The organism is Cellulomonas terrae, assembly GCF_007990265.1.
Lineage (GTDB): Bacteria > Actinomycetota > Actinomycetes > Actinomycetales > Cellulomonadaceae > Cellulomonas > Cellulomonas terrae.
Genome location: NZ_BJWH01000022.1, coordinates 61297 through 81921 on the forward strand (window position 1 = coordinate 61297; position 20625 = coordinate 81921).

The 20625-nt window shown below is 72.8% G+C and carries 17 protein-coding genes; 14 read left to right on the forward strand and 3 right to left on the reverse strand.

Annotated features, from left to right (window positions below; genetic code table 11):
- Positions 1-7 precede the first annotated feature (7 nt).
- The 3 genes from lysS to CTE05_RS16890 all read left to right on the forward strand — a co-directional run bounded on the left by lysS (position 8) and on the right by CTE05_RS16890 (position 2116).
- A complete protein-coding gene (lysS, locus tag CTE05_RS16880) occupies positions 8-1528 on the forward strand; it encodes a lysine--tRNA ligase (protein WP_146847466.1) in 1521 nt (506 codons plus the stop codon).
- Entirely contained in the window at positions 1525-1713 is a 189-nt protein-coding gene (locus CTE05_RS16885; protein WP_146847467.1) for a hypothetical protein, read from the forward strand. The genes lysS and CTE05_RS16885 overlap by 4 nt, the downstream gene beginning before the upstream one ends.
- Before the next feature lie 70 nt (positions 1714-1783).
- Positions 1784-2116, forward strand: a complete 333-nt coding sequence (locus CTE05_RS16890) for a histone-like nucleoid-structuring protein Lsr2 (protein ID WP_146847468.1) — start codon at positions 1784-1786, stop codon at positions 2114-2116.
- Between the two features lie 58 nt (positions 2117-2174).
- Here the strand turns inward: CTE05_RS16890 and xylB are convergent, their stop codons facing one another.
- The gene (xylB, locus tag CTE05_RS16895) at positions 2175-3578 is read right to left on the reverse strand and encodes a xylulokinase (RefSeq protein WP_146847469.1); all 1404 of its coding nucleotides are present in this window, start codon (positions 3576-3578) and stop codon (positions 2175-2177) included.
- A 92-nt stretch (positions 3579-3670) separates the two neighbouring features.
- On the reverse strand, positions 3671-4858 hold the full coding sequence (gene xylA, locus CTE05_RS16900) for a xylose isomerase (protein WP_146847470.1): 1188 nt from the start codon (positions 4856-4858) through the stop codon (positions 3671-3673).
- Positions 4859-4936: 78 nt separating this feature from the next.
- Here xylA and CTE05_RS16905 point away from each other — a divergent pair, with 78 nt between their 5' ends.
- The 6 genes from CTE05_RS16905 (at position 4937) to CTE05_RS16940 (ending at position 15389) form a co-directional block, all read left to right on the forward strand.
- Positions 4937-6136 (forward strand): ROK family protein, encoded by a 1200-nt coding sequence (locus tag CTE05_RS16905; RefSeq protein ID WP_146847471.1) that lies wholly within the window; start codon positions 4937-4939, stop codon positions 6134-6136.
- A 325-nt stretch (positions 6137-6461) separates the two neighbouring features.
- Positions 6462-7481, forward strand: coding sequence for a lactonase family protein (locus tag CTE05_RS16910; RefSeq protein WP_146847472.1), 1020 nt, complete (start codon positions 6462-6464; stop codon positions 7479-7481).
- Between the two features lie 205 nt (positions 7482-7686).
- Positions 7687-12723: a glycoside hydrolase family 3 N-terminal domain-containing protein gene (locus CTE05_RS16920; RefSeq protein ID WP_222595506.1), complete on the forward strand. Its 5037-nt coding sequence runs from the start codon at positions 7687-7689 to the stop codon at positions 12721-12723.
- Between the two features lie 91 nt (positions 12724-12814).
- Complete coding sequence (locus tag CTE05_RS16930) at positions 12815-13201, forward strand: hypothetical protein (RefSeq protein WP_146847475.1); 387 nt, start codon at positions 12815-12817, stop codon at positions 13199-13201.
- 63 nt (positions 13202-13264) lie between these two features.
- A complete protein-coding gene (locus tag CTE05_RS16935; protein WP_246123710.1) occupies positions 13265-14599 on the forward strand; it encodes a glycosyltransferase in 1335 nt (444 codons plus the stop codon).
- Between the two features lie 49 nt (positions 14600-14648).
- Positions 14649-15389, forward strand: a complete 741-nt coding sequence (locus CTE05_RS16940) for a phosphoglyceromutase (RefSeq protein WP_146847477.1) — start codon at positions 14649-14651, stop codon at positions 15387-15389.
- A gap of 98 nt (positions 15390-15487) precedes the next feature.
- On the opposite strand, the gene phoU is transcribed toward CTE05_RS16940, so the two are convergent.
- A complete protein-coding gene (phoU, locus tag CTE05_RS16945; RefSeq protein ID WP_146847478.1) occupies positions 15488-16153 on the reverse strand; it encodes a phosphate signaling complex protein PhoU in 666 nt (221 codons plus the stop codon).
- Between the two features lie 220 nt (positions 16154-16373).
- Here phoU and CTE05_RS16950 point away from each other — a divergent pair, with 220 nt between their 5' ends.
- From CTE05_RS16950 to pstS, 5 genes are all read left to right on the forward strand, one after another.
- Positions 16374-16775 (forward strand): DUF7144 family membrane protein, encoded by a 402-nt coding sequence (locus tag CTE05_RS16950; RefSeq protein WP_146847479.1) that lies wholly within the window; start codon positions 16374-16376, stop codon positions 16773-16775.
- A gap of 32 nt (positions 16776-16807) precedes the next feature.
- Complete coding sequence (locus tag CTE05_RS16955; RefSeq protein WP_146847480.1) at positions 16808-17290, forward strand: DUF1269 domain-containing protein; 483 nt, start codon at positions 16808-16810, stop codon at positions 17288-17290.
- A gap of 95 nt (positions 17291-17385) precedes the next feature.
- Positions 17386-18588, forward strand: a complete 1203-nt coding sequence (locus CTE05_RS16960) for a sensor histidine kinase (RefSeq protein ID WP_146847481.1) — start codon at positions 17386-17388, stop codon at positions 18586-18588.
- Positions 18585-19310 carry a response regulator gene (locus CTE05_RS16965; RefSeq protein ID WP_146847482.1) on the forward strand — a complete coding sequence of 242 codons (726 nt, stop codon included), beginning with the start codon at positions 18585-18587 and terminating at the stop codon, positions 19308-19310. Before CTE05_RS16960 ends, CTE05_RS16965 begins: the two co-directional genes overlap by 4 nt.
- A 148-nt stretch (positions 19311-19458) precedes the next feature.
- Positions 19459-20574, forward strand: a complete 1116-nt coding sequence (pstS, locus tag CTE05_RS16970; RefSeq protein ID WP_146847483.1) for a phosphate ABC transporter substrate-binding protein PstS — start codon at positions 19459-19461, stop codon at positions 20572-20574.
- Positions 20575-20625 lie beyond the last annotated feature (51 nt).

Genomic DNA, 20625 nt, shown 5'->3' on the forward strand with positions numbered 1-20625 from the left:
TCGCCCGGTGAGCGAGACGCCCGAGAGCACCCCTGCACCCGACGACGCCCCCGAGCAGATCCGGGTGCGGCGCGAGAAGCGGGACCGGCTGCTCGCCGCCGGCGTCGAGGCCTACCCGGTCGGGGTGCCGCGCACGCACACCATCGCGCAGGTGCGCGCCGAGCACCCGGACCTCGAGCCCGGGCAGGAGACGGACGACGAGGTCGGCGTCGCCGGCCGGGTGGTGTTCGTCCGGATCGGCGGCAAGCTCTGCTTCGCCACGCTGCAGGACGGCGAGGGCAACCGGCTGCAGGCCATGTTCAGCCTCGCGGCCGTTGGCGAGGAGCGGCTGGCGGCGTTCAAGACCGACGTCGACCTGGGCGACCACCTGTTCGTGCACGGACGCGTGATCGCGTCCCGGCGCGGCGAGCTGTCGGTGTTCGCCGACGCGTGGCAGATCGCGGCGAAGTCGCTGCGTCCGCTGCCCAACCTGTACGAGGGCGTGGAGCTCTCCGAGGAGGCGCGGGTCCGGCAGCGCTACGTCGACCTCATCGTGCGCCCGAAGGCCCGGGAGACGGCCCGTCAGCGCCCCGCGCTCCTGCGCTCGCTGCGGGACAACTTCCACGGCCGCGACTTCATCGAGATCGAGACGCCGATGCTGCAGACGCAGCCGGGCGGTGCGGCGGCGCGGCCGTTCGTCACGCACATGAACGCGTTCGACATCGACCTGTACCTGCGGATCGCGCCCGAGCTGTTCCTCAAGCGGGCGCTCGTCGGCGGCATCGAGCGGGTCTTCGAGATCAACCGCAACTTCCGCAACGAGGGTGCGGACTCCACGCACTCGCCGGAGTTCGCCATGCTCGAGGCGTACGAGTCCTACGGCGACTACGACACGATGGCCGCGCTGACGCGGGACCTGGTGCAGACGGCCGCCCAGGACGTGCTCGGGACGTCCGTGGTCGTGCTGCCCGACGGTGCGGAGTACGACCTCGGCGGCGAGTGGGCCGAGCTGACGATGTACGGGTCGCTGTCCGAGTCCCTCGGCGAGGAGATCACCCCCGAGACGACCCTGGCGACGCTGTCGGCGTACGCGGACAAGCTCGGCGTCGAGGCGGACCTGAAGGGGGTCAGCCACGGCAAGCTCGTCGAGCTCCTCTGGGAGCACCAGGTGGGTGACCACCTGTTTGCACCGACATTCGTGCGGGATTTCCCGGTGGAGACGAGCCCGCTCGTGCGCGATCACCGCAGCATCCCGGGCGTCGTCGAGAAGTGGGACCTCTATGTGCGCGGCGTCGAGCTGGCGACCGGTTATTCCGAGCTCGTCGACCCGGTGATCCAGCGCCGACGCTTCGAGGCTCAGGCGTTGTTGGCGGCGGCGGGCGACGACGAGGCGATGCGCGTCGATGAGGACTTTCTCATGGCGGTGGAGTACGCGTTGCCGCCCGCGGGGGGCATCGGGCTGGGGATCGACCGGTTGCTCATGGCACTGACCGGCCTCGGTATCCGCGAGACGATCCTGTTCCCGCTCGTGAAGCCCGTGGGCTCATGAACCCCCTGTTCACGGCCCTCGCCGCCCTGCTGCCGTCGATCGGCGTCGGATTGCTGTTCTGGTTCGCCATCCGCGCGCTGGTCAATGCCGACCGTACGGAACGCCAGGCATTGGCCAAAATGGATGCAGCCGAACGTCGGGCGGAACTTGCCGCCAATAAAGAGGAATCCGGCCCCGCCGTTTGACGCCTTAAAGTGCCGATGCGATAGTGAACGAGACAAGCATTCCCCCCGCATCTGCATGATGGAGAACACAATGGCGCAGAAGGTTCAGGTCCTGCTGGTCGACGACATCGACGGCGGAACTGCAGACGAGACCGTGACGTTCGGGCTCGACGGCGTCACCTATGAGATCGATCTGACCTCCGGGCACGCGAGCGAGCTGCGTGAGGCATTCGCCCAGTGGGTCGGGCACGCGCGCAAGGTCGGTGGCCGTACGGCCGCGAAGTCGACGGCTGCTCGTGGGCGGCGCTCGTCGAGCAGCGACGCCCAGGCGATCCGCGAGTGGGCCAAGGAGCACGGGCACCACGTGTCCGAGCGTGGCCGCATCTCCGCGGAGGTCAAGGCCGCGTACGACGCGTCGCACTGACACGTCGCACGAACGACGAGAGCCCGGTGCCGGGGGGGTGCCGGGCTCTCGTCATGTCTCAGGCGGGTCGCACGCCCGTGAGCTCGCGCACCGCGGCGTACTGCTCGCGGACCTGCTGGACGGGTGCGCCGCTGCACACCGTCGCCTCGGAGGCCGAGCTCCAGGCCGGCGGCGTCGCGGACCCGGACAGCACCCAGGCGGCCTGGCGGGCGGCACCGTCGGCCACGTACTCGCCGGGCGTCGGCACGCGGACGTCGAGCCCGAGCACCGACGGCGCGATCGCCCGCACGGCGGCCGACTGCGCGCCGCCACCGATCAGGAACAGCCGCTCGACCGCGACGCCCTGGGCGCGCAGCGCGTCGATCCCGTCCGCGAGCGCGCACAGCATCCCCTCGACCGCGGCGCGCGCCACGTGCGCGGGCGTCGTGTTGGCGAGCCGCATGCCGTGCAGCGCACCGGTCGCGTCGGGCTTGTTGGGGGTGCGCTCGCCCTCCAGGTACGGCACGAGCACGAGGCCGTCGGCGCCCGCGGGGGCGGACAGGGCCAGCGCGGACAGCCCGGCGTGGTCGACGCCGAGCATGCGGGCGGCCGCGTCGAGCACGCGGGAGGCGTTCAGCGTGCAGGCGAGCGGGAGGAACCCGCCGGCGGCGTCGGCGAACCCGGTGACCAGGCCGGACCCGTCGGCCGTCGCGGCCGACGCGATCGCGGAGACCACGCCCGAGGTGCCGATGGAGACCGCGACGTCACCGGGCTGCAGGCCGAGCGCGAGGGCCGCGGCGGCGTTGTCACCGGCACCGGGGCCGAGGATCGCACCGCCGGTGGTCCGTGGGCCGGCCTCGGACGGGCCGAGCACGCGCGGGACGAGCGCGTCGTGCCCCAGGGCAAGCTCGAGCAGGTCGTGCCGGTAGTCCTCGGTCGCGGGGGACCAGTAGCCCGTGCCCGAGGCGTCCGAGCGGTCGGTCACCAGCGCGTCGAGGCCCGGTGCCCCCGCCAGGCGCCAGGTCAGCCAGTCGTGGGGGAGTGCGACGGCGGCGACGCGCGCGGCGTTCTCCGGCTCGGCGTCCCGCAGCCAGCGCAGCTTGGTCACGGTCAGCGACGCGACGGGCACGGAGCCCACCGCGTCGGCCCACGCCTGCGGCCCGCCCAGCTCGTCGATGAGGTCGAGCGCCGCCTGCGCCGAGCGTGTGTCGTTCCAGAGGAGCGCGTCGCGGACGACCTCGCCGCGCTCGTCCAGCGCGACCATGCCGTGCTGCTGACCGCCGACCGAGACCGCCTCGACGTCGTGGAGACCTCCGGCGCTGACGATCGCGGACTGCAGGGCGTCCCACCAGTACCAGGGCGCCACCTCGGTGCCGTCGGGGTGCGACGCGCGCCCGGAGCGCACGAGCGCCCCGGTCTCGGCGTCACGCACGACGACCTTGCAGGACTGCGTCGACGAGTCGATACCGGCGACGAGAGCCATGGTCTACCTCCAGGTGAACCCGCAACGTCCGCACTCGTGCGGGTGGGGACCCGACGGAGTGCGGACGTTGCGAGGGAAAAGGACGGGACAGGTCAGCGGGCGCCGAGGGCGTGCTCGAGGGCCAGCTGGTTGAGGCGGACGAACCCGAAGCCGCGCTCGGCGACGGCGTCGACGTCGAGGTCCTCGTAGGCGGAGCGGTCGTTCAGGAGGTCGGCCAGGGTCTCGCCCTCGGCCAGCGTGGGCTTCGCGAGGTCCAGCACGCCGGACTCCTCGAACGCCGCCTGGACCTCGGGGTCGGCGCGGAAGGCCTGCGCGCGCTCCTTGAGCAGCAGGTACGTCGCCATGTTGGCCGACGCGGAGTCCCACACGCCCTGGAAGTCCTCGGTGCGCGACGGCTTGTAGTCGAAGTGCCGCGGGCCGTCGTACGTCGGACCGCCCGACGGGAAGCCGTTCTCGAGCAGGTCGACCGTGGCGAACGCGGAGAACAGGTCGCCGTGGCCGAAGACCAGGTCCTGGTCGTACTTGATGGACTTCTGGCCGTTCAGGTCGATGTGGAAGAGCTTGCCCGCCCACAGCGCCAGCGCGATGCCCTGGGTGTAGTTGAGGCCCGCCATCTGCTCGTGGCCGACCTCGGGGTTCAGGCCGACGATGTCCGCGTGCTCCAGGCGGTCGATGAGCGCGATCGCGTGGCCGATCGTCGGGAGCAGGATGTCGCCGCGGGGCTCGTTGGGCTTGGGCTCGAGCGCGATGCGCAGCTTGTAGCCCTTCTCCTTGATGTACGCGGCGACCGTGTCGATGCCCTCGGCGTAGCGGTCGTGCGCGGCGTTGAGGTCCTTGGCGGAGTCGTACTCCGCGCCCTCGCGGCCACCCCACATGACGAAGGTGTCGGCGCCCAGCTCGGCGGCCAGGTCGACGTTGCGGACGACCTTGCGCAGGCCGTAGCGGCGGACGCGGCGGTCGTTCGACGTGAACGCGCCGTCCTTGAAGATCGGGTGGCTGAACGTGTTGGTGGTGACCATCTCGACGGTGATGCCGGTCTCGTCGAGGGCGCCCTTGAAGCGGGCGAGGATCTTGTCGCGCTCGGCGTCGTCGGAGCCGAAGGGGACCACGTCGTCGTCGTGGAACGTCACGTGCGCGGCGCCCAGCTCGGCGAGCTTGTGGACCGACTCCACGGGGTCGAGCCACGGTCGGCTCGCGGACCCGAACTGGTCCTGGGCGTTCCAGCCGACCGTCCAGAGGCCGAACGAGAACTTGTCTGCACGGGTGGGCTGCGCTGCCATCACGCGTCTCCTCATCGAGATGAATCCGGTTTAGTTTGCCGGATGAATTTATCCCGAGAAGCCGGTAGGGTCAAGCGCATGCCGACGCCCGAACCCCGCGACCCGTCGCGCGTGGCCCGGCAGGCGCAGATGCGCGACCAGAACCTCGGGGTCGCGCTGCGGGGGATCGTCGACGCTCCCGAGCCGCCGTCCCGGGCCCAGCTCGCCGCGTCCGAGGGGTTGGCCAGGGCGACCGTCTCCGGGCTCGTCGACCACCTCATCGAGGCCCGCCTCGTGCGCGAGCTGGAGCCCACGCCGACCCTGCGCGCAGGCCGTCCCGCGGTGCCGCTGGCCCCCGCGCGGGGCACCGTCGCGGGCGTCGGCATGGAGGTCAACGTCGACTACCTGGGTGTCCGGGCGATCGACCTCGCAGGGGACGTGCTGGCCGAGCACGTCGAGCTCGACGACCTGCGCGACGCCGAGCCCGAGACCGTCCTGCACCGGCTCGCCGCGCTCGTCGCCCCCGTGCTCGACGAGCTCCGGGCCGGGGGAGTCCGCATCGCCGGCACCGCCCTCGCGCTGCCCGGGCTGGTCGACCGCGTCACCGGCCCCCTGCGCATCGCCCCGAACCTCGGCTGGCGGGACGTGGACGTCGTCGGCGCCCTCTTCGCCCTCACGTCGTTCCCCCCGCGCGTCGCCAACGAGGCCAACCTCGCCGCCCGCGCGGAGGCCCACGCCCGCCGCGGCTCGCCCAGCTTCGCGTACGTGTCCGGCGAGGTCGGCATCGGTGGCGCGATCGTCCTCGACGGCGAGATCTTCCCCGGCCGGCACGGCTGGAGCGGCGAGATCGGGCACATCGTCGTCGACGCCTTCCGCGGACCCCGCGCGTCCGACGGGAGCCTCGAGGCCCTGGCCGGGCAGGACGCCATGCTCCGCGCCGCGGGCCTCCCGCCGACCGCCCGGCTCGATGCCCTGCTCGACGCGCTCGCCGTCGACGACCCCCGTGCGACGGCCGCCGTCGCGCAGGCCGCCCGAGCGCTCGGCGTCGCCCTGGCGAGCGTGGCCAACGTCGTCGACGTCGGTGAGGTGGTGCTCGGCGGGACCTTCGGTCAGCTCTTCGACCACGTGCACGACGAGGTCGCCGCCCGCCTCGACGAGCTCGTCATCTTCGCCCCCTGGTCGCCGCTCGTGGTCTCCCCGGCGCGCGCGGGCCAGTACCCGGCGATGACCGGCGGTGCGTTGGCAGCCCTGTCCACGGTCCTGGTGGACCCAGCGGAGTGGCTCCGCACCCAGGCATGAGCCAACGACCCCCCCGCCCTCCAGCCTGACGTCCGCACAAGTGGTCGCTATACCGCGCGCATGTGCGGACGTCCCGCACCCGCTGCGCAACGTCCGCACCAGTGGGCGCTCTAGCGCGAGTCCATGCGGACGTCCCGCCGGTGACGTCGGTCCGGTGGGCGCGTGAGGGTGCCGACGTTCCTGGGGTGGGCGCGGGTCAGGCTGCGTTGCGGAGCATGAGCTCCGGCTCGGTGTCGCGGCCCATGAGCGGGTCAGGGGGAGCCACGGGTGTGTGCGGCGGACGTGCACGGGCCGTGGTGCCGCCGTCGCCGTAGGCTCCCGGATCGTGAGCGCGCAGCAGACACCCTTGTGGATCGGTACCTACCCCGTCGCCGGAGCGGGGACGCCCGTCGGTCAGGGGGAGGGGATCTGGCGGGTCGACCTCGATCCCGCGACGGGTGCGCTGAGCAACGCACGGCAGGTCGTCGAGACGCCGTCGCCGAGCTTCCTCGCGCTGCACGGGTCGGTGCTGTACGCGGTGAACGAGCAGACGGACGGCACGGTCAGCGCCTTCGACGTCGTCGGCGACTCGCTGGTGCACCGGGCGACGGTCCCGTCGGGGGGAGCGGACCCGTGCCACCTGCTGCTCGACGGCGACGTGCTGCTGGTCGCCAACTACTCCTCGGGCACCCTCGGCGTCCTGCCGCTGGACGGGGACGGCGGCTTCGCGACGCAGGGTCCGGCGCAGGTGCTGGGTCACGTCGGGTCGGGTCCCGACGAGGACCGGCAGGAGTCTCCGCACGCGCACTTCGTCGCCCTCGACCCGAGCGGCGCGTCCGTGCTGGTGGTCGACCTGGGCACGGACGAGATCCGCCGGTACCGCCGCGAGGGCGACCGGCTGGTCGAGGACGGCATCGCGGCGGTGCTCCCGGCGGGCACGGGCCCGCGGCACGTGGCGTTCAGTGCCGACGGGCGGTTCGCGTACGTCGTGGGCGAGCTGGACGTCACGGTCCGGGTGCTGGCGTGGGAGGCGGGTGTCGGGACGGTGGTGCAGACGGTCCCCGCGACGACGACGCCCGCGGCGGAGCGCCGGCTGCCGTCGCACGTCGTCCGCGACGGGGACCGGCTGCTGGTCGGCGTGCGGGCGTCGGACGTGCTCGCGCGGTTCACGATCCGCCCGGACGGGCTGCTCGACCCGGTCGCCGACGACTCCCTGCCGGGCGCGTGGCCGCGGCACCTCGGCGTGGTCGACGGGTGGACGGTCGTCGCGGAGCAGGTGTCGGGCACCCTCTCGGTCCTGGCCGCCGACGGCTTGGTGGTCGGCACGCTCGAGCTCCCGTCGCCGACCTGCGTGCTGCCGGCCTGACGGCGCGGGGGCGCGTCGGTCGAGATCGCCGGGAAAGCCCGGAAACGTCCGTTATCTAATCGTGATCTTCCCGACTTACCGCTCAGTAAGTGATTGTGATTGTCTGGCAATCAGTCGCGGGCGTCGACGGGGCAACGAGGCCTGGTAGGCGCCGCGCGTCAGTGGCTGCGCAACGGGGCTCGGCCACGCCATCAGGGGAGCGACCGTGCGCCGTGCCGACCGTCTGAACGCCCTTCCCGCCAGTCTCGCCGCGATGGCGCTGGTCGTCCCGCTGGCCCTGGTCGGGCTCGCCGCCCCCGCCGCCGCGGCGCCCGGTGACCTCGCGCGGACCGGCACCGCGACGGCCGACGTCTTCCAGTCCGACGGCGACGGCACGTTCCCGCCCGATGCGGCGATCGACGGCGACCCGGCCACCCGCTGGGCCAGCGGCAACGGCCCCGACGAGGACGTGGAGTTCACCGCCTGGCTCCAGGTCGACCTCGGTGCGGAGGCAGCCGTCGACCACGTGGTCCTGGCGTGGGAGGCGGCGTTCGCGGCGGGGTACGAGGTCCAGGTGGCCACCGCACCCGACGAGTGGACCACCGTGCACACCGAGGCTGCGGGCGACGGCGGCACCGACGACATCACGTTCGCGGCCACCGACGCCCGGTACGTGCGGCTGCAGATGACCGAGCGGACCAGCTTCGACTGGGACCCCGCCCGCCTGCACTGGTACGGCTACTCGCTCTTCTCGTTCGAGGTCTACGGGACCGCGACGCAGGCCGCCGTCGCGTTCGCGAGGTCCGGCACGACCGTCCCCGCGGGCGACGACGCGACGGTCCCGCTGATCCTGGCGACGGCCGCCGGCACGGACACGACCGTCCGCGTCCGGTCGACCGGCGGCACGGGCGTCCCCGGCACGGACTACACCGCGGTCGACGAGACGGTCACGTTCCCGGCCGGCACGACGGAGGCGACCGTCACGGTGCCCACGGTCGACCACGGGCCGCTGGGCCAGGTCCGCACGGTGGAGCTGACCCTGTCCGAGCCGTCCGACGGTCTGGTGCTGGGCGGCCGCACGACGAGCACGGTCACGATCACCCCGCACGGCGACCTGCCGGACGTCGGCGGCGTCACCGTGCTCGACGACTACGAGTCGGGCGTCCCCACCGGCTACACCACCTGGGGCATCAGCGCGCCGGTCACTCCCGTGCTCAGCACCGAGCCCGTGGACCGCGGCGGCAGCGCGCTCGTCGCGACGGTGGGCGGCACCCCGGCGGCGGGCGACTGGTTCGGGTTCACGCACGACATCGCGGCCACGGACTGGTCCGCGCACGACGGCTTCACGTTCTGGTTCCTCGGCACGGGCGGGGGAGGCCTGCTCCGGTACGAGCTCAAGAGCGGCGGCCAGCTGTTCGAGCGCTCCGTCACCGACGACACCGCGGGCTGGCGCCAGGTCAACGTGGCGTTCTCGCAGCTGCGGCTCAAGGGCAACCCGGCCTCGGACGCCCGGTTCGACCCGTCGGCGAGCACGGGCTTCGCGGTCACGCTGACCGACCTCGGTGCGGGCGCGTGGACGTTCGACGACCTCGGCCTGTACGACCGGGTGAGCACGATCGAGGACGCCGAGGGGGAGGTCCCGATCGCCGCGCCCGGCAGCACGGTCGGCATCTTCACGTGGGGCTCCGCCGCCGACCTGGTGCGCCTCGGTGTCACGGAGCAGGAGCGTGAGGGCGTGCCGGCCGGCAACCACGTGCTGTCGGGTGACTACCAGATCCCCTCGGGCGGCTGGGGCGGCTACAGCCAGAACCTGGCCGCCGGGCAGGACTGGAGCTCGTTCCGGGGCATCCGGCTCGCCTGGTACGCGTCCCAGCCGACGCGCCCGGCGTCCCCGACCGCGGGCGACGACATCAAGGTCGAGCTCAAGGACGGCGGCCCCGACGGAGAGCACTCCGAGGTGTGGGCGGCCACGTTCAAGGACAACTGGTCCAGCGACGGCAGCCGCTGGAAGATCGTGGACCTGCCGTTCTCGCAGTTCACGCTCAGCGGCTACCAGCCGGGGGACGCGGCGACGCGCAACGGCACGCTCGACCTGACGTCCGCGTGGGGCTACGCCGTCACGTTCGTGCCGGGCACCGCGACGCCGGTCGCCTGGGCGATCGACGACGTGCAGCTGTACGGCTCGGCGGTCCCGGCTCCGACGGCCACCGTCGGCGCACCGGACGTCGTCCTCGTCGACCCGGGCGAGACCGCGCAGGTCCCGGTGACGCTGACGACGACGGACGGCCAGCCCCTGCCCGCGGACGTGACCGTCGAGTACGCGGACGGTGCAGGCACGGCAGAACCCGGCACGCACTACACCGCGTTCTCCGGCACCCTCACGTTCGCCGCGGGCACGGCGTCGGGGACGACGCAGACCATCGACGTGCTCACGCACGCGACCGAGGCCGTCGACGACGCGCGCACGCTGACCGTCGACCTGACCGCCGACGGCGCGGCCGTCGGCACGACCCCCAAGGTCGTCCTGAACGCGGTCGGGGCGGCGTACCTGGACCCGACGACGCCGACCGCCGAGCGCGTCGAGGACCTGCTGGGCCGGATGACGCTCGCGGAGAAGATCGGCCAGATGACCCAGGCCGAGCGCCTCGGCCTCCAGTCACCCAGCCAGATCGCCGACCTCGGCCTCGGGTCGGTGCTGTCCGGCGGCGGTTCGGTGCCGGCGCCGAACACCGCGACCGGCTGGGCGGACATGATCGACGGCTTCCAGCGGCAGGCCCTGTCGACACGGCTGCAGATCCCGCTGGTCTACGGCGTGGACGCGGTGCACGGCCACAACAACGTGGTGGGGGCGACGATCTTCCCGCACAACCAGGGGCTGGGCGCCGCGCGCGACGCCGACCTCGTCGAGCGGGTGCAGCGCACGACCGCGCAGGAGGTCCGCGCGACCGGCGTCCCGTGGACGTTCGCCCCGTGCCTGTGCGTGACGCGCGACGAGCGGTGGGGTCGCTCGTACGAGTCGTTCGGCGAGGATCCCGCCCTCGTGACCGCGATGGCCGAAGCCTCCGTGGTCGGTCTCCAGGGTGCAGAGGAAGCAGACCTCTCCGGCCCCGACAAGGTCCTCGCGACGGCCAAGCACTGGGTCGGGGACGGCGGCACCACGTACGACCCGGCGCTCGCGGGCTCCGGCTACCCGATCGACCAGGGCATCACGCGCGTCGACAGCCTCGACGAGCTCCGGCGCCTGCACGTCGACCCGTACGTGCCCGCGATCGAGGCGGGCGTCGGCTCGATCATGCCGTCGTACTCCGCGGTCTCGGTCGCGGGGGCGGACCCGCTCCGCATGCACGAGCACGGCGCCCTGAACACCGACCTGCTCAAGGACGAGCTCGGGTTCGACGGGTTCCTCATCAGCGACTGGGAGGGCATCGACAAGCTCCCCGGCGGGACGTACGCCGACAAGGCGGCACGGTCGGTGAACGCTGGTCTCGACATGGCGATGGCGCCGTACAACTTCGGCGCGTTCATCACCGCGCTCACCGGCAAGGTCGGCTCCGGCGACGTCGCACAGGAGCGGGTCGACGACGCGGTGCGACGGATCCTCGGGCAGAAGTTCGCGCTGGGGCTGTTCGACGCCCCGTTCGCGGACCGGTCGCAGGCGGCGGACGTGGGGTCCGACGCGCACCGCGCGGTGGCCCGGGAGGCAGCGGCGAGGTCGCAGGTCCTGCTGAAGAACGCCGACGGTCTGCTGCCGTTGGCCGCGGACACGAAGGTGTACGTCGCCGGTTCCAACGCCGACGACCTGGGCAACCAGGCGGGAGGCTGGACGATCTCGTGGCAGGGCGGCTCGGGCGACACCACCCTCGGGACGTCGATCCTGGAGGGCATCCGGGCGGTCGACCCTGCGGTCACCCACTCGAAGGACGCCTCGGCACCGGTCGGAGACGCGCAGGTCGGCGTCGTCGTGGTCGGCGAGACGCCGTACGCCGAGGGTCAGGGCGACGTCGGCAACAACGGGAAGTCGCTGAGCCTGAGCGCGGCCGACCGGACCGCGATCGACACGGTCTGCGGCGCCCTGCCGTGCGCGGTGCTCGTCGTGTCGGGCCGCCCGCAGCTGGTCACCGACCACATGGGCGCGATCGACGCGCTGGTGGCCTCCTGGCTGCCGGGCACCGAGGGCGCCGGGGTGGCCGACGTCCTGTTCGGGACGCAGCCGTTCACCGGGCGGCTGCCCGTCAGCTGGCCCGCCGCGGCCGACCAGGTCCCCGTCAACGTCGGCGACGGCACGTACGCGCCGCTCTTCCCGTACGGCTGGGGCCTGCGCACCGACGCGCAGCGGGACCGGCTCACGGCGCTCGTCGCCACGCTGCCCGACGGCGACGCGCAGGACGCGGTCCAGGCGGTGCTCGACGCGCCGGTCTGGGACGGCACGGCACTCGGCCCGGCGCGCACGGGTCAGGCGGTCCGGCTGCTCGCCGCCGCAGCGGCCGAGCTGGACGGCACCGACCGTGACACCGCCGCAGCAGCCGGCGTCGTCGTCTCTCTGGTCCGCGACCTCGCGCAGGACGCCTCCGCCGCCGACGACGCCGGCACGACCGCCGACGCCGAGCACGCTCTGATGTCCGGCGACGCCTCCGGTGCCGTCGACCTGCTCGCGGACGTCCTGGGCGTCTCCACCGCGCCGCCGGTGACGTCGACGACGACCCTGTCGCTCTCGTCGCCCGTCGCGATCTTCGGCAAGCCGGTGACGGCCAAGGTCTCTGTGCGGGGCGGGTCCCCGACGGGGTCGGTCCAGGTGCTCGTCGACGGCGCGGCGGTGGCCACCGTGCCGCTCGCTGCGGACGGCACGGCCAAGGTCCGCCTGCCGGCCGACGTCGCCACCGGGCGGCACCGGGTCACCGCCGTGTACGGGGGTGCCCCCGACGCGGACCCGCCGGTGCTCGGGTCGACCTCGCGCGCCGCGTCGCTCACCGTGACGAGGGCGCTGCCGACGGTCGGCACGGACGGCACCGACTGGACCGTGCGGCGCAGCGACCCCAAGGACGTCCACGTGCAGGTCACCGGCGTCGCGGGGGTCGTCCCGACCGGCACGGTCGACGTCTGGGTGAACGGTCTGCGCCGCGGCACGGCGACCCTCGACGCCCGCGGGACGGCGGTCGTGACGCTCCCGAAGACGACCTCCACCTCGCTCGTCGTCGTCACCTATGCGGGTGACCGCACCTACCTCCCGTGGGTCGCGGCACCCCACCTGCTCGTCGTGCGATGACTCCAACGGGTGACGTGGGGAGGAAAACCTCCAGGACCTGCACGGACATGCCGATCCTCTCGTCGTCGACGACGAACGAGGAGGTTCCGCGATGCGCAACGGCTTCGACATCTACCGGGTGGGTCCGGACCGGAACCACCAGGAGCCGCAGAGCCCCTGGGGATGGACGCCCCGCCGCGGCGAGGTGCCCACCGGTGAGACGGTCGTGCAGGACCACGACTACACGCTGACGTACACCGGCAACGACCCGCAGCTGGCTGCGGCGTTCGCGCGCGGTGCCCGCCTCAAGGAGATCGTCACGCTCTGGCCCGAGCTGTCGTTCTATCCCTCGACGGCCGGAGGGTTCCTCCCCGACGGCAACATCTTCCCGATCCGCGGGGACTACAAGCCGCCGAGCGGGCTCAGCTCCCTGCGGTCCAAGCTCAACGGTCGGCGCTCGTCGGGTGCGCACGCCGCGGAGGCCGCCACCCAGCCGTGACGCGCCCGCGCGCGCTCCGTGCGTGAGAATGGGGTCAGACCCGTCCGCGAACAGGAGCACCCGTTGACCCTCGAGCACGCCCCGCGCGTCGCCATGCTCTCGGTGCACACGTCCCCCCTGGACCAGCCCGGGACCGGCGACGCGGGCGGCATGAACGTGTACGTCATCGAGCTGGCGCGCGCCCTCGCGGCCCGCGGCGCGCGCGTGGAGATCTTCACGCGCGCGACGTCGTCGGACCAGCCGGAGACGGTGCTGCTGCCCGGGGTCGACGCGCTCGGGCGCCCGATCGTCGGCGACGCCGCGCGCACGGTCCTGCTGGCCGACGAGGTCGGTCCCGGCGTGACGCCGCCGATCCTCGTGCACCACGTCCCCGCGGGCCCGTTCGAACGGCTCGACAAGAACGACCTGCCGGGCGTCCTGTGCGGGATGGCTGCCGGCCTGCTGCGCTGGGAGGCCGCTCGCCGCCCGGGCTGGTACGACGTCGTGCACTCCCACTACTGGCTGTCCGGGCAGGTCGGCCAGGTCGCGGCCGACCGGTGGGAGGTGCCGCTGGTGCACACCGCGCACACGCTCGCCCGCGTGAAGAACGCGTCGCTGGCCCCCGGCGACACCCCCGAGCCCACGGCGCGCGTGGTCGGCGAGGAGCAGCTGGTGGAGCTGGCCGACGCCCTCGTGGCCAGCACCCCGGTCGAGGCCGAGGAGCTGGTCGAGCTCTACGGCGCCGACCCCGCCCGCGTGCACGTCGTCGAGCCCGGGGTGGACCTCGACCGCTTCGTGCCGGGCGACCAGCTGTCGGCACGGCGCGTGCTCGGGCTGCCCGAGGACCGGCAGATCGTGCTCTTCGCCGGCCGCGTGCAGGCGCTGAAGGCCCCCGACGTGCTGGTCAGCGCGCTGGGCGTGCTGCGCGGCACCGGGCGACCGGTCCCGCTGCTGGTCGTGCTCGGCGGTCCGTCGGGCCGGTCCAGCGCCGTCAAGGAGCTCCAGGCGCTCGCGTCGATGGCCGGGGTCCCCGACGACGTCGTCGTGCACCCGCCCGCCGACCGCGACACGCTCGCGCGCTGGTACCACGCGGCCGACGTCGTCGCGATGCCGTCGCGCAGCGAGTCGTTCGGCCTGGTGGCCGCGGAGGCGCAGGCCAGCGGTGTCCCGGTGATCGCGGCGTGCGTCGGCGGCCTGCGCACGATCGTCGACCACGACGTGTCGGGCCGGCTGGTCCGCGGGCACGACCCCGAGGTGTGGGCCGACGTGATCGCCGACGTGCTGGCCTCGTCGGAGGACCGCGCCCGGTACGCGGTGGGTGCGCGCCAGGTGGCGGAGCGCTTCGGGTGGGACACCACCGCCGACCAGATGCTCAAGGTGTACTCGGTGGCCGGCGAGGTCCGGGCGTCGCGCGTCTGAGGGTCGGACGTCCCGGGTGGGTTGCAGACCGCTGCGGCAGGATGGACCCATGACCTACACCCTCGTGCTGCTCCGCCACGGCGAGAGCGAGTGGAACGCCAAGAACCTGTTCACCGGCTGGGTCGACGTGCCCCTGTCGGAGAAGGGCACCGCGGAGGCCGTCCGCGGCGGGACGCTGCTCACCGACGCGGGCGTGCTGCCCGACGTCGTGCACACGTCGCTGCTGCGCCGCGCGATCACCACCGCCAATCTCGCGCTCGACGCCGCCGACCGGCACTGGATCCCCGTCAAGCGCTCCTGGCGCCTGAACGAGCGCCACTACGGCGCGCTGCAGGGCAAGGACAAGAAGCAGACGCTCGAGGAGTACGGCGAGGAGCAGTTCATGCTCTGGCGCAGGTCCTACGACTTCCCGCCGCCGGACATCGAGCTGGGCTCGGAGTTCTCGCAGGACAGCGACCCGCGCTACGCGGGCGAGCCGATCCCGCGCGCGGAGGCCCTGTCGAACGTGCTGGAACGCGCGCTGCCCTACTGGGAGTCGGACATCATCCCCGACCTGCAGTCGGGCAAGACGGTGCTCGTCGCCGCGCACGGCAACTCGATCCGCGCCCTGGTCAAGCACCTCGACGACGTCGACAGCAGCACGATCGCCGGCATCAACATCCCCACCGGCATCCCGCTGCTCTACACGCTCGACGAGGAGACGCTGAAGCCCACCAACCCGGGCGGCACGTACCTCGACCCGGAGGCGGCCGCAGAGGCGATCAAGGCGGTGGCCAACCAGGGCCGCTAGAAGGCGACGCCCCGAACAGCGAGAGCGGCAGTTCCCGACGAGAGCGGCAGTCTGAGCTGCCGTTCTCGTCGCGAGCTGCCGCTCTCGTCGGGTGTGGGTCAGGTGGCGGTGCGGTCCAGCTCCGGGCGGCCCACACCCGTCACCAGGTAGGTCACGCGGCGGGCGACCGAGACGCCGTGGTCGCCGAACCGCTCGTAGTAGCGGCCCAGCAGCGTGACGTCGATGGTCTCCTGCGTGGTGCCCGCCCACGAGCCGCCCAGCAGCGCGGCGAACGTGTCCTCGTGCAGCTCGTCGAGGAGGTCGTCGTCCTGCTCGATGCTCTCGGCCAGCTGGATCTCGCGGCTGTTCAGCAGCGTGGTGGTGCGCCGGGCGACGCGGACGGCGGCATCGTGCATCTCGGCGAACGTGCCGGACAGCGCCTGGGGGACGGCGTGCCGGGGGTACCGGCCGCGCGCCACCTGGGCGACGTGCCGCGCGAGGTCGCCCATGCGCTCCAGCGACGCGCTCATCCGCAGGGCGGACACCACGATCCGCAGGTCGGTCGCCACGGGCTGCTGCTGCGCCAGCAGCAGGACGCAGCGCTCGTCGAGGTCGCGCTCGATGGCGTCGATGGCCAGGTCGTCGGCGATCACGGACTCCGCCAGCGCGAGGTCGGCCGTGAGCAGCGCGATGCCGGCGTTGGTGATGGCCTGCTCGACCCGGCCGCTCATCGCCGCCAGGTCCTCGCCCAGCTGGTGCAGCTCGGCGTCGAAGATGTCCCGCATGTGCTCCCTCTCGTGCCGCGACGGCAGGTGCCGCGCGCAGCGTCAGGCTGCCATCGGCAGGTGAACAGCCGGGCGCGGGCAGGTGAACGGACGACGGCCGTTCAGGGGCCACGGCTGACCTGCGGCGATCTGTGGCGATTTCGCCCCATCGCGCCCCGCGAAGCCCTAGCCTGCGAGGAGATCGTCCTGCTGGTCAGACCAACCACGGAGGAGATGCACGATGGCACAGAGGGTCACGGCGTGGGTCGGCTGGGTGTGGTTCGCGGCGTTCGCGATCCTCGTCTCCGGACTGTTCAACGTCATCTCGGGGGCGGTGGCCGTGTTCTCCCCGAAGACGGTCGTCTCCTGGACGCCGGACGGGATCGCCGTCGTGGACGTCTCGACGTGGGGCTGGGTGCACCTGGCCCTGGGGGTGCTGCTGCTGTTCGTGGGGTTCGCGCTGTTCTCCGGCGCGGGATGGGCACGGGTGTTCGCGATCGTGCTGGTCATCCTCAACCTGCTCGCGCAGTTCGTCTCCCTGCCGATCACCCCGTGGTGGTCGCTGATCGCCATCGTCCTGGACTTCTTCATCCTGTGGGCCTTGACGGTGCACGGCGATGAGGTCGCCCGGGCCAACCGTTAGGGACAAGGTCGGAGAACAAGGAGGGGACGACGATGACGACGTTCACGGCGTGGAAGTTCGACACCGCCGACGGGGCCGAGAAGGCCGTCACGGCACTGAAGGGCGCGCAGGGCGACGGCCTGGTCAAGATCGTCGACCACGCGGTCATCAGCTGGCCCGAGGGCGCCGAGAAGCCCGAGATGCACCACTCGCACGACGACAAGCTGCGCGGCACCGGCTGGGGCGCATTCTGGGGTCTGCTGTTCGGCGGTCTGTTCTTCGTGCCGCTCCTGGGTGCGGCCGTCGGGGCGGCCGCCGGGGCCATCACGAAGGCGGTCTCCGCGGTCGGCATCCCGGAGAGCCAGCTCGACGACATCCGCGCGCAGATCACGCCCGGCACGTCGCTGCTGTGCGCCGTGACGGAGAACGCCGACATGGACCGGCTCGGTGAGCGGCTGCACGGCCTGCACAGCACGCTCATCGCGACGAACCTGACGGACGCGGAGCGGTCGCTGCTCCTGGAGACGTTCGGCTGACGCGGGTGAACGGTCGATGAACGCTCGGCGGCGGGGGCGCTGAACCGGGGGACATCGGCGTGTCGCACCCGTCGGCGCGTCCTAGGGTGAGGCTCGTGGACGGGATCGACGGGCTCATGCTCCTCCTCGCCGGCGGGCTCGGCCTGCTGGTGGGGGTCTGGGCGACCCTGGCGTTCCGGTGGAGCGAGCGGTCGCAGCGCGAGGTGCCCCCGCCGCCGGAGGCCGCCCTCGACGACGGCCTGGTCCGCATGCTCGCGGTGCTCCGCTCCGCCGCGGTGGTGCTCGACGAGTCCGACCAGGTGGTGCGGGCGAGCGCGCCGGCCCACGCGCTCGGCATCGTGCGGGACGGGCGCGTCGCCCCGGCGGCGATCCGTGACCTCATCGCGCTGGTCCGCCGCGACGGGGTGATCCGCGACGAGGTGCTCGAGGTGCCGCGCGGCCCGGTCGGTCCGGGCGTGCTGATGGTCCAGGTGCGCGTCGCACAGGTCAGCGCGGACCACCTCGTGGTGCTCGCGGAGGACCTGACGCAGGCGCGTCGGCTGGAGGCGATCCGGCGCGACTTCGTCGTCAACGTCTCGCACGAGCTCAAGACCCCGGTGGGCGCGCTGGCGCTGCTGGCCGAGACGGTCCAGGACGCGGCCGACGACCCGGAGGCCGTCCGCCGGTTCGCGGGCCGGATGCAGGCGGAGGCGACGCGGCTGTCCGCGCTGGTGCACGAGATCATCGAGCTGTCCCGGCTGCAGGTCGCGGGGGCGCTCGGGCAGGTCGGGCTGGTCGACGTGGACACCGTCCTGTCGGAGGCCGTCGACCGCGCCCGCACGACCGCGGAGGCCAAGCACGTCCGGCTCGACATCGGCGGGGTGCGCGGCACGCGGGTGCTGGGCCAGCACGACCTGCTGGTCACGGCCGTGCGCAACCTGCTGGACAACGCCGTGGCGTACTCCGGCGAGGCGTCGCACGTCGGCGTCGGCGTCCGCACCGACGGCGAGCTCGTGGAGATCGCGGTGGTCGACCAGGGGATCGGCATCACCGCGGCCGAGCAGGAGCGCGTGTTCGAGCGGTTCTACCGGGTGGATCCCGCGCGCTCGCGCGACACGGGCGGCACCGGCCTCGGCCTGTCGATCGTCAAGCACGTCGCGGCGGACCACGGCGGTGAGGTGACCGTCTGGTCGCAGCCGGGCCGCGGGTCGACGTTCACCCTGCGCCTGCCGCGCGCCGAGGAAGAGCCTGCGTCCACCGTGCGGGAGCTGCCCGCCACCGACCTCGAAGGAGCGCCCGTGCGCCGGAGCGCGTCATGACCCGGATCCTGCTCGTCGAGGACGAGGAGTCGTACCGGGACCCTCTGACGTACCAGCTGGAGCGCGAGGGCTTCGACGTGGTCACCGCCGCCACCGGACCGGAGGCGCTGACGAAGTTCGACGAGTTCGGCGCCGACCTGGTGCTCCTCGACCTCATGCTCCCGGGCCTGCCCGGCACCGAGGTGTGCCGCCGGCTGCGCCTCGTCAGCGACGTGCCGGTCATCATGCTCACCGCGAAGGACGACGAGATCGACAAGGTCGTCGGCCTGGAGCTGGGCGCCGACGACTACGTCACCAAGCCGTACTCGTCGCGCGAGCTGCTGGCCCGCGTCCGCGCGGTGCTGCGCCGCCGGGAGTCGGTCGTCGTCGCGACGGGTGCCCCGGCGCCCGCCCACCACCTCGAGGACGACGACGAGCTGCTCGTCGCGGGGCCCGTGCGGATGGACGTCGAGCGGCACACCGTGCGCGTGCGCGACGACCTGGTCGCCTTCCCCCTCAAGGAGTTCGAGCTGCTCGAGCTCCTGCTGCGCAACGCGGGCCGGGTGCTGACGCGCGGCCAGCTGATCGACCGCATCTGGGGCTCGGACTACGTGGGCGACACCAAGACGCTCGACGTCCACGTCAAGCGCGTCCGCGCCAAGATCGAGGTCGACCCCGCGAACCCGACGCTCCTGCTCACGGTCCGGGGTCTGGGGTACAAGCTGACCGACGAGGGCGAGTAGCAGCACGCGTCCCCGGACCCCTGTCCAGGAGTACGGCCACCGTTCACCTGGGGTTCACCCATTCCCGTCCACCCGGTCACGTCGGCTTCCTACGGTCAGCATCGCCGCGCACACATCGGTGCGCACCTGATCGACAGGACGGAACACAGTGAAGCTCTCCCTCCACGGCCGGATCGGCACGATCGCCCTCACCGGCGCCGTCGCCCTCTCCCTCGCGGCCTGCGGATCGGACGACCCCACCGGGTCCGGCGACAGCACGTCCGGCGCCCCCGAGCAGGCCAGCGAGCTCAGCGGTGACCTGAACGGCGCCGGCGCGACGTCGCAGGAGAAGGCGATGGATGCCTGGCGTGCCGGCTTCCAGAGCGCCAACCCCGACGTGAACGTCAACTACGACCCCGTCGGCTCCGGCGGCGGTCGCACCCAGTTCCTCGACGGCTCCGTCCAGTTCGCGGGTTCCGACGCCGCGCTGGACACGGACGAGCTGGAGGCGGCGAAGGAGGTCTGCACCACCGAGGCCGTCGACCTGCCCCTGTACGTCAGCCCGATCGCCGTCGTGTTCAACCTCGAGGGCGTGACGGAGCTCAACATGTCCGCCGCGACGATCGCCGGCATCTTCGACGGCAAGATCACCTCGTGGGACGCGCCGGAGATCGCGGCCGAGAACCCGGACGCGACGCTGCCGGCCCAGCCCATCACGCCCGTGCACCGCTCGGACGAGTCGGGCACGACGGAGAACTTCACCGACTACCTCGCTGCGGCGTCGGACGGGGCCTGGCCGTACGAGGCCGACGGCAACTGGCCGATCGCGGGTGGCGAGTCCGCTCAGGGCACGTCGGGGGTCATCCAGACGGTCCAGGGCGGTACGGGCACCATCACGTACGCGGACAACTCGGCCGCCGGCACCCTCGGCAAGGTGAGCCTGAAGGTCGGCGAGGAGTTCGTCGCACCGTCCGGTGAGGCCGCGGCAGCAGCCGTGGACGCGTCGCCCCGTGACGAGGAGCGTGCCGAGCACGACATCGTCGTCGCGATCGACCGTCAGACGACGGCCTCGGGCGCATACCCGCTGGTCCTCGTGTCCTACAGCCTCGCGTGCCTGCAGTACCCCGACCAGGAGACGGCCGACCTGGTCAAGGGCTTCCTGAGCTACATCGCGAGCGCCGAGGGTCAGGCGGCGTCGGAGGAGGCCGCGGGCTCCGCGCCCATCTCGGACGACCTGCGCGCGGACGTGCAGGCGGCGATCGACGCGATCACCGCGGCCGCCTGACGTCCCACCCGGTGGGGGCGCAGACGTCGCCCCCACCACCCCGCCGGTGGC

Bases quoted from the DNA above. Each gene is read 5' to 3' on its own strand.
- phoU (WP_146847478.1), bottom strand. From the start codon at position 16,153: ATGCGGGACATCTTCGACGCCGAGCTGCACCAGCTGGGCGAGGACCTG.
- xylA (WP_146847470.1), bottom strand. From the start codon at position 4,858: ATGGCAGCGCAGCCCACCCGTGCAGACAAGTTCTCGTTCGGCCTCTGG.
- CTE05_RS16940 (WP_146847477.1), top strand. From the start codon at position 14,649: ATGACCTACACCCTCGTGCTGCTCCGCCACGGCGAGAGCGAGTGGAAC.
- xylB (WP_146847469.1), bottom strand. From the start codon at position 3,578: ATGGCTCTCGTCGCCGGTATCGACTCGTCGACGCAGTCCTGCAAGGTC.
- CTE05_RS16955 (WP_146847480.1), top strand. From the start codon at position 16,808: ATGACGACGTTCACGGCGTGGAAGTTCGACACCGCCGACGGGGCCGAG.
- CTE05_RS16930 (WP_146847475.1), top strand. From the start codon at position 12,815: ATGCGCAACGGCTTCGACATCTACCGGGTGGGTCCGGACCGGAACCAC.
- CTE05_RS16950 (WP_146847479.1), top strand. From the start codon at position 16,374: ATGGCACAGAGGGTCACGGCGTGGGTCGGCTGGGTGTGGTTCGCGGCG.
- CTE05_RS16890 (WP_146847468.1), top strand. From the start codon at position 1,784: ATGGCGCAGAAGGTTCAGGTCCTGCTGGTCGACGACATCGACGGCGGA.
- CTE05_RS16905 (WP_146847471.1), top strand. From the start codon at position 4,937: ATGCCGACGCCCGAACCCCGCGACCCGTCGCGCGTGGCCCGGCAGGCG.
- CTE05_RS16965 (WP_146847482.1), top strand. From the start codon at position 18,585: ATGACCCGGATCCTGCTCGTCGAGGACGAGGAGTCGTACCGGGACCCT.
- CTE05_RS16885 (WP_146847467.1), top strand. From the start codon at position 1,525: ATGAACCCCCTGTTCACGGCCCTCGCCGCCCTGCTGCCGTCGATCGGC.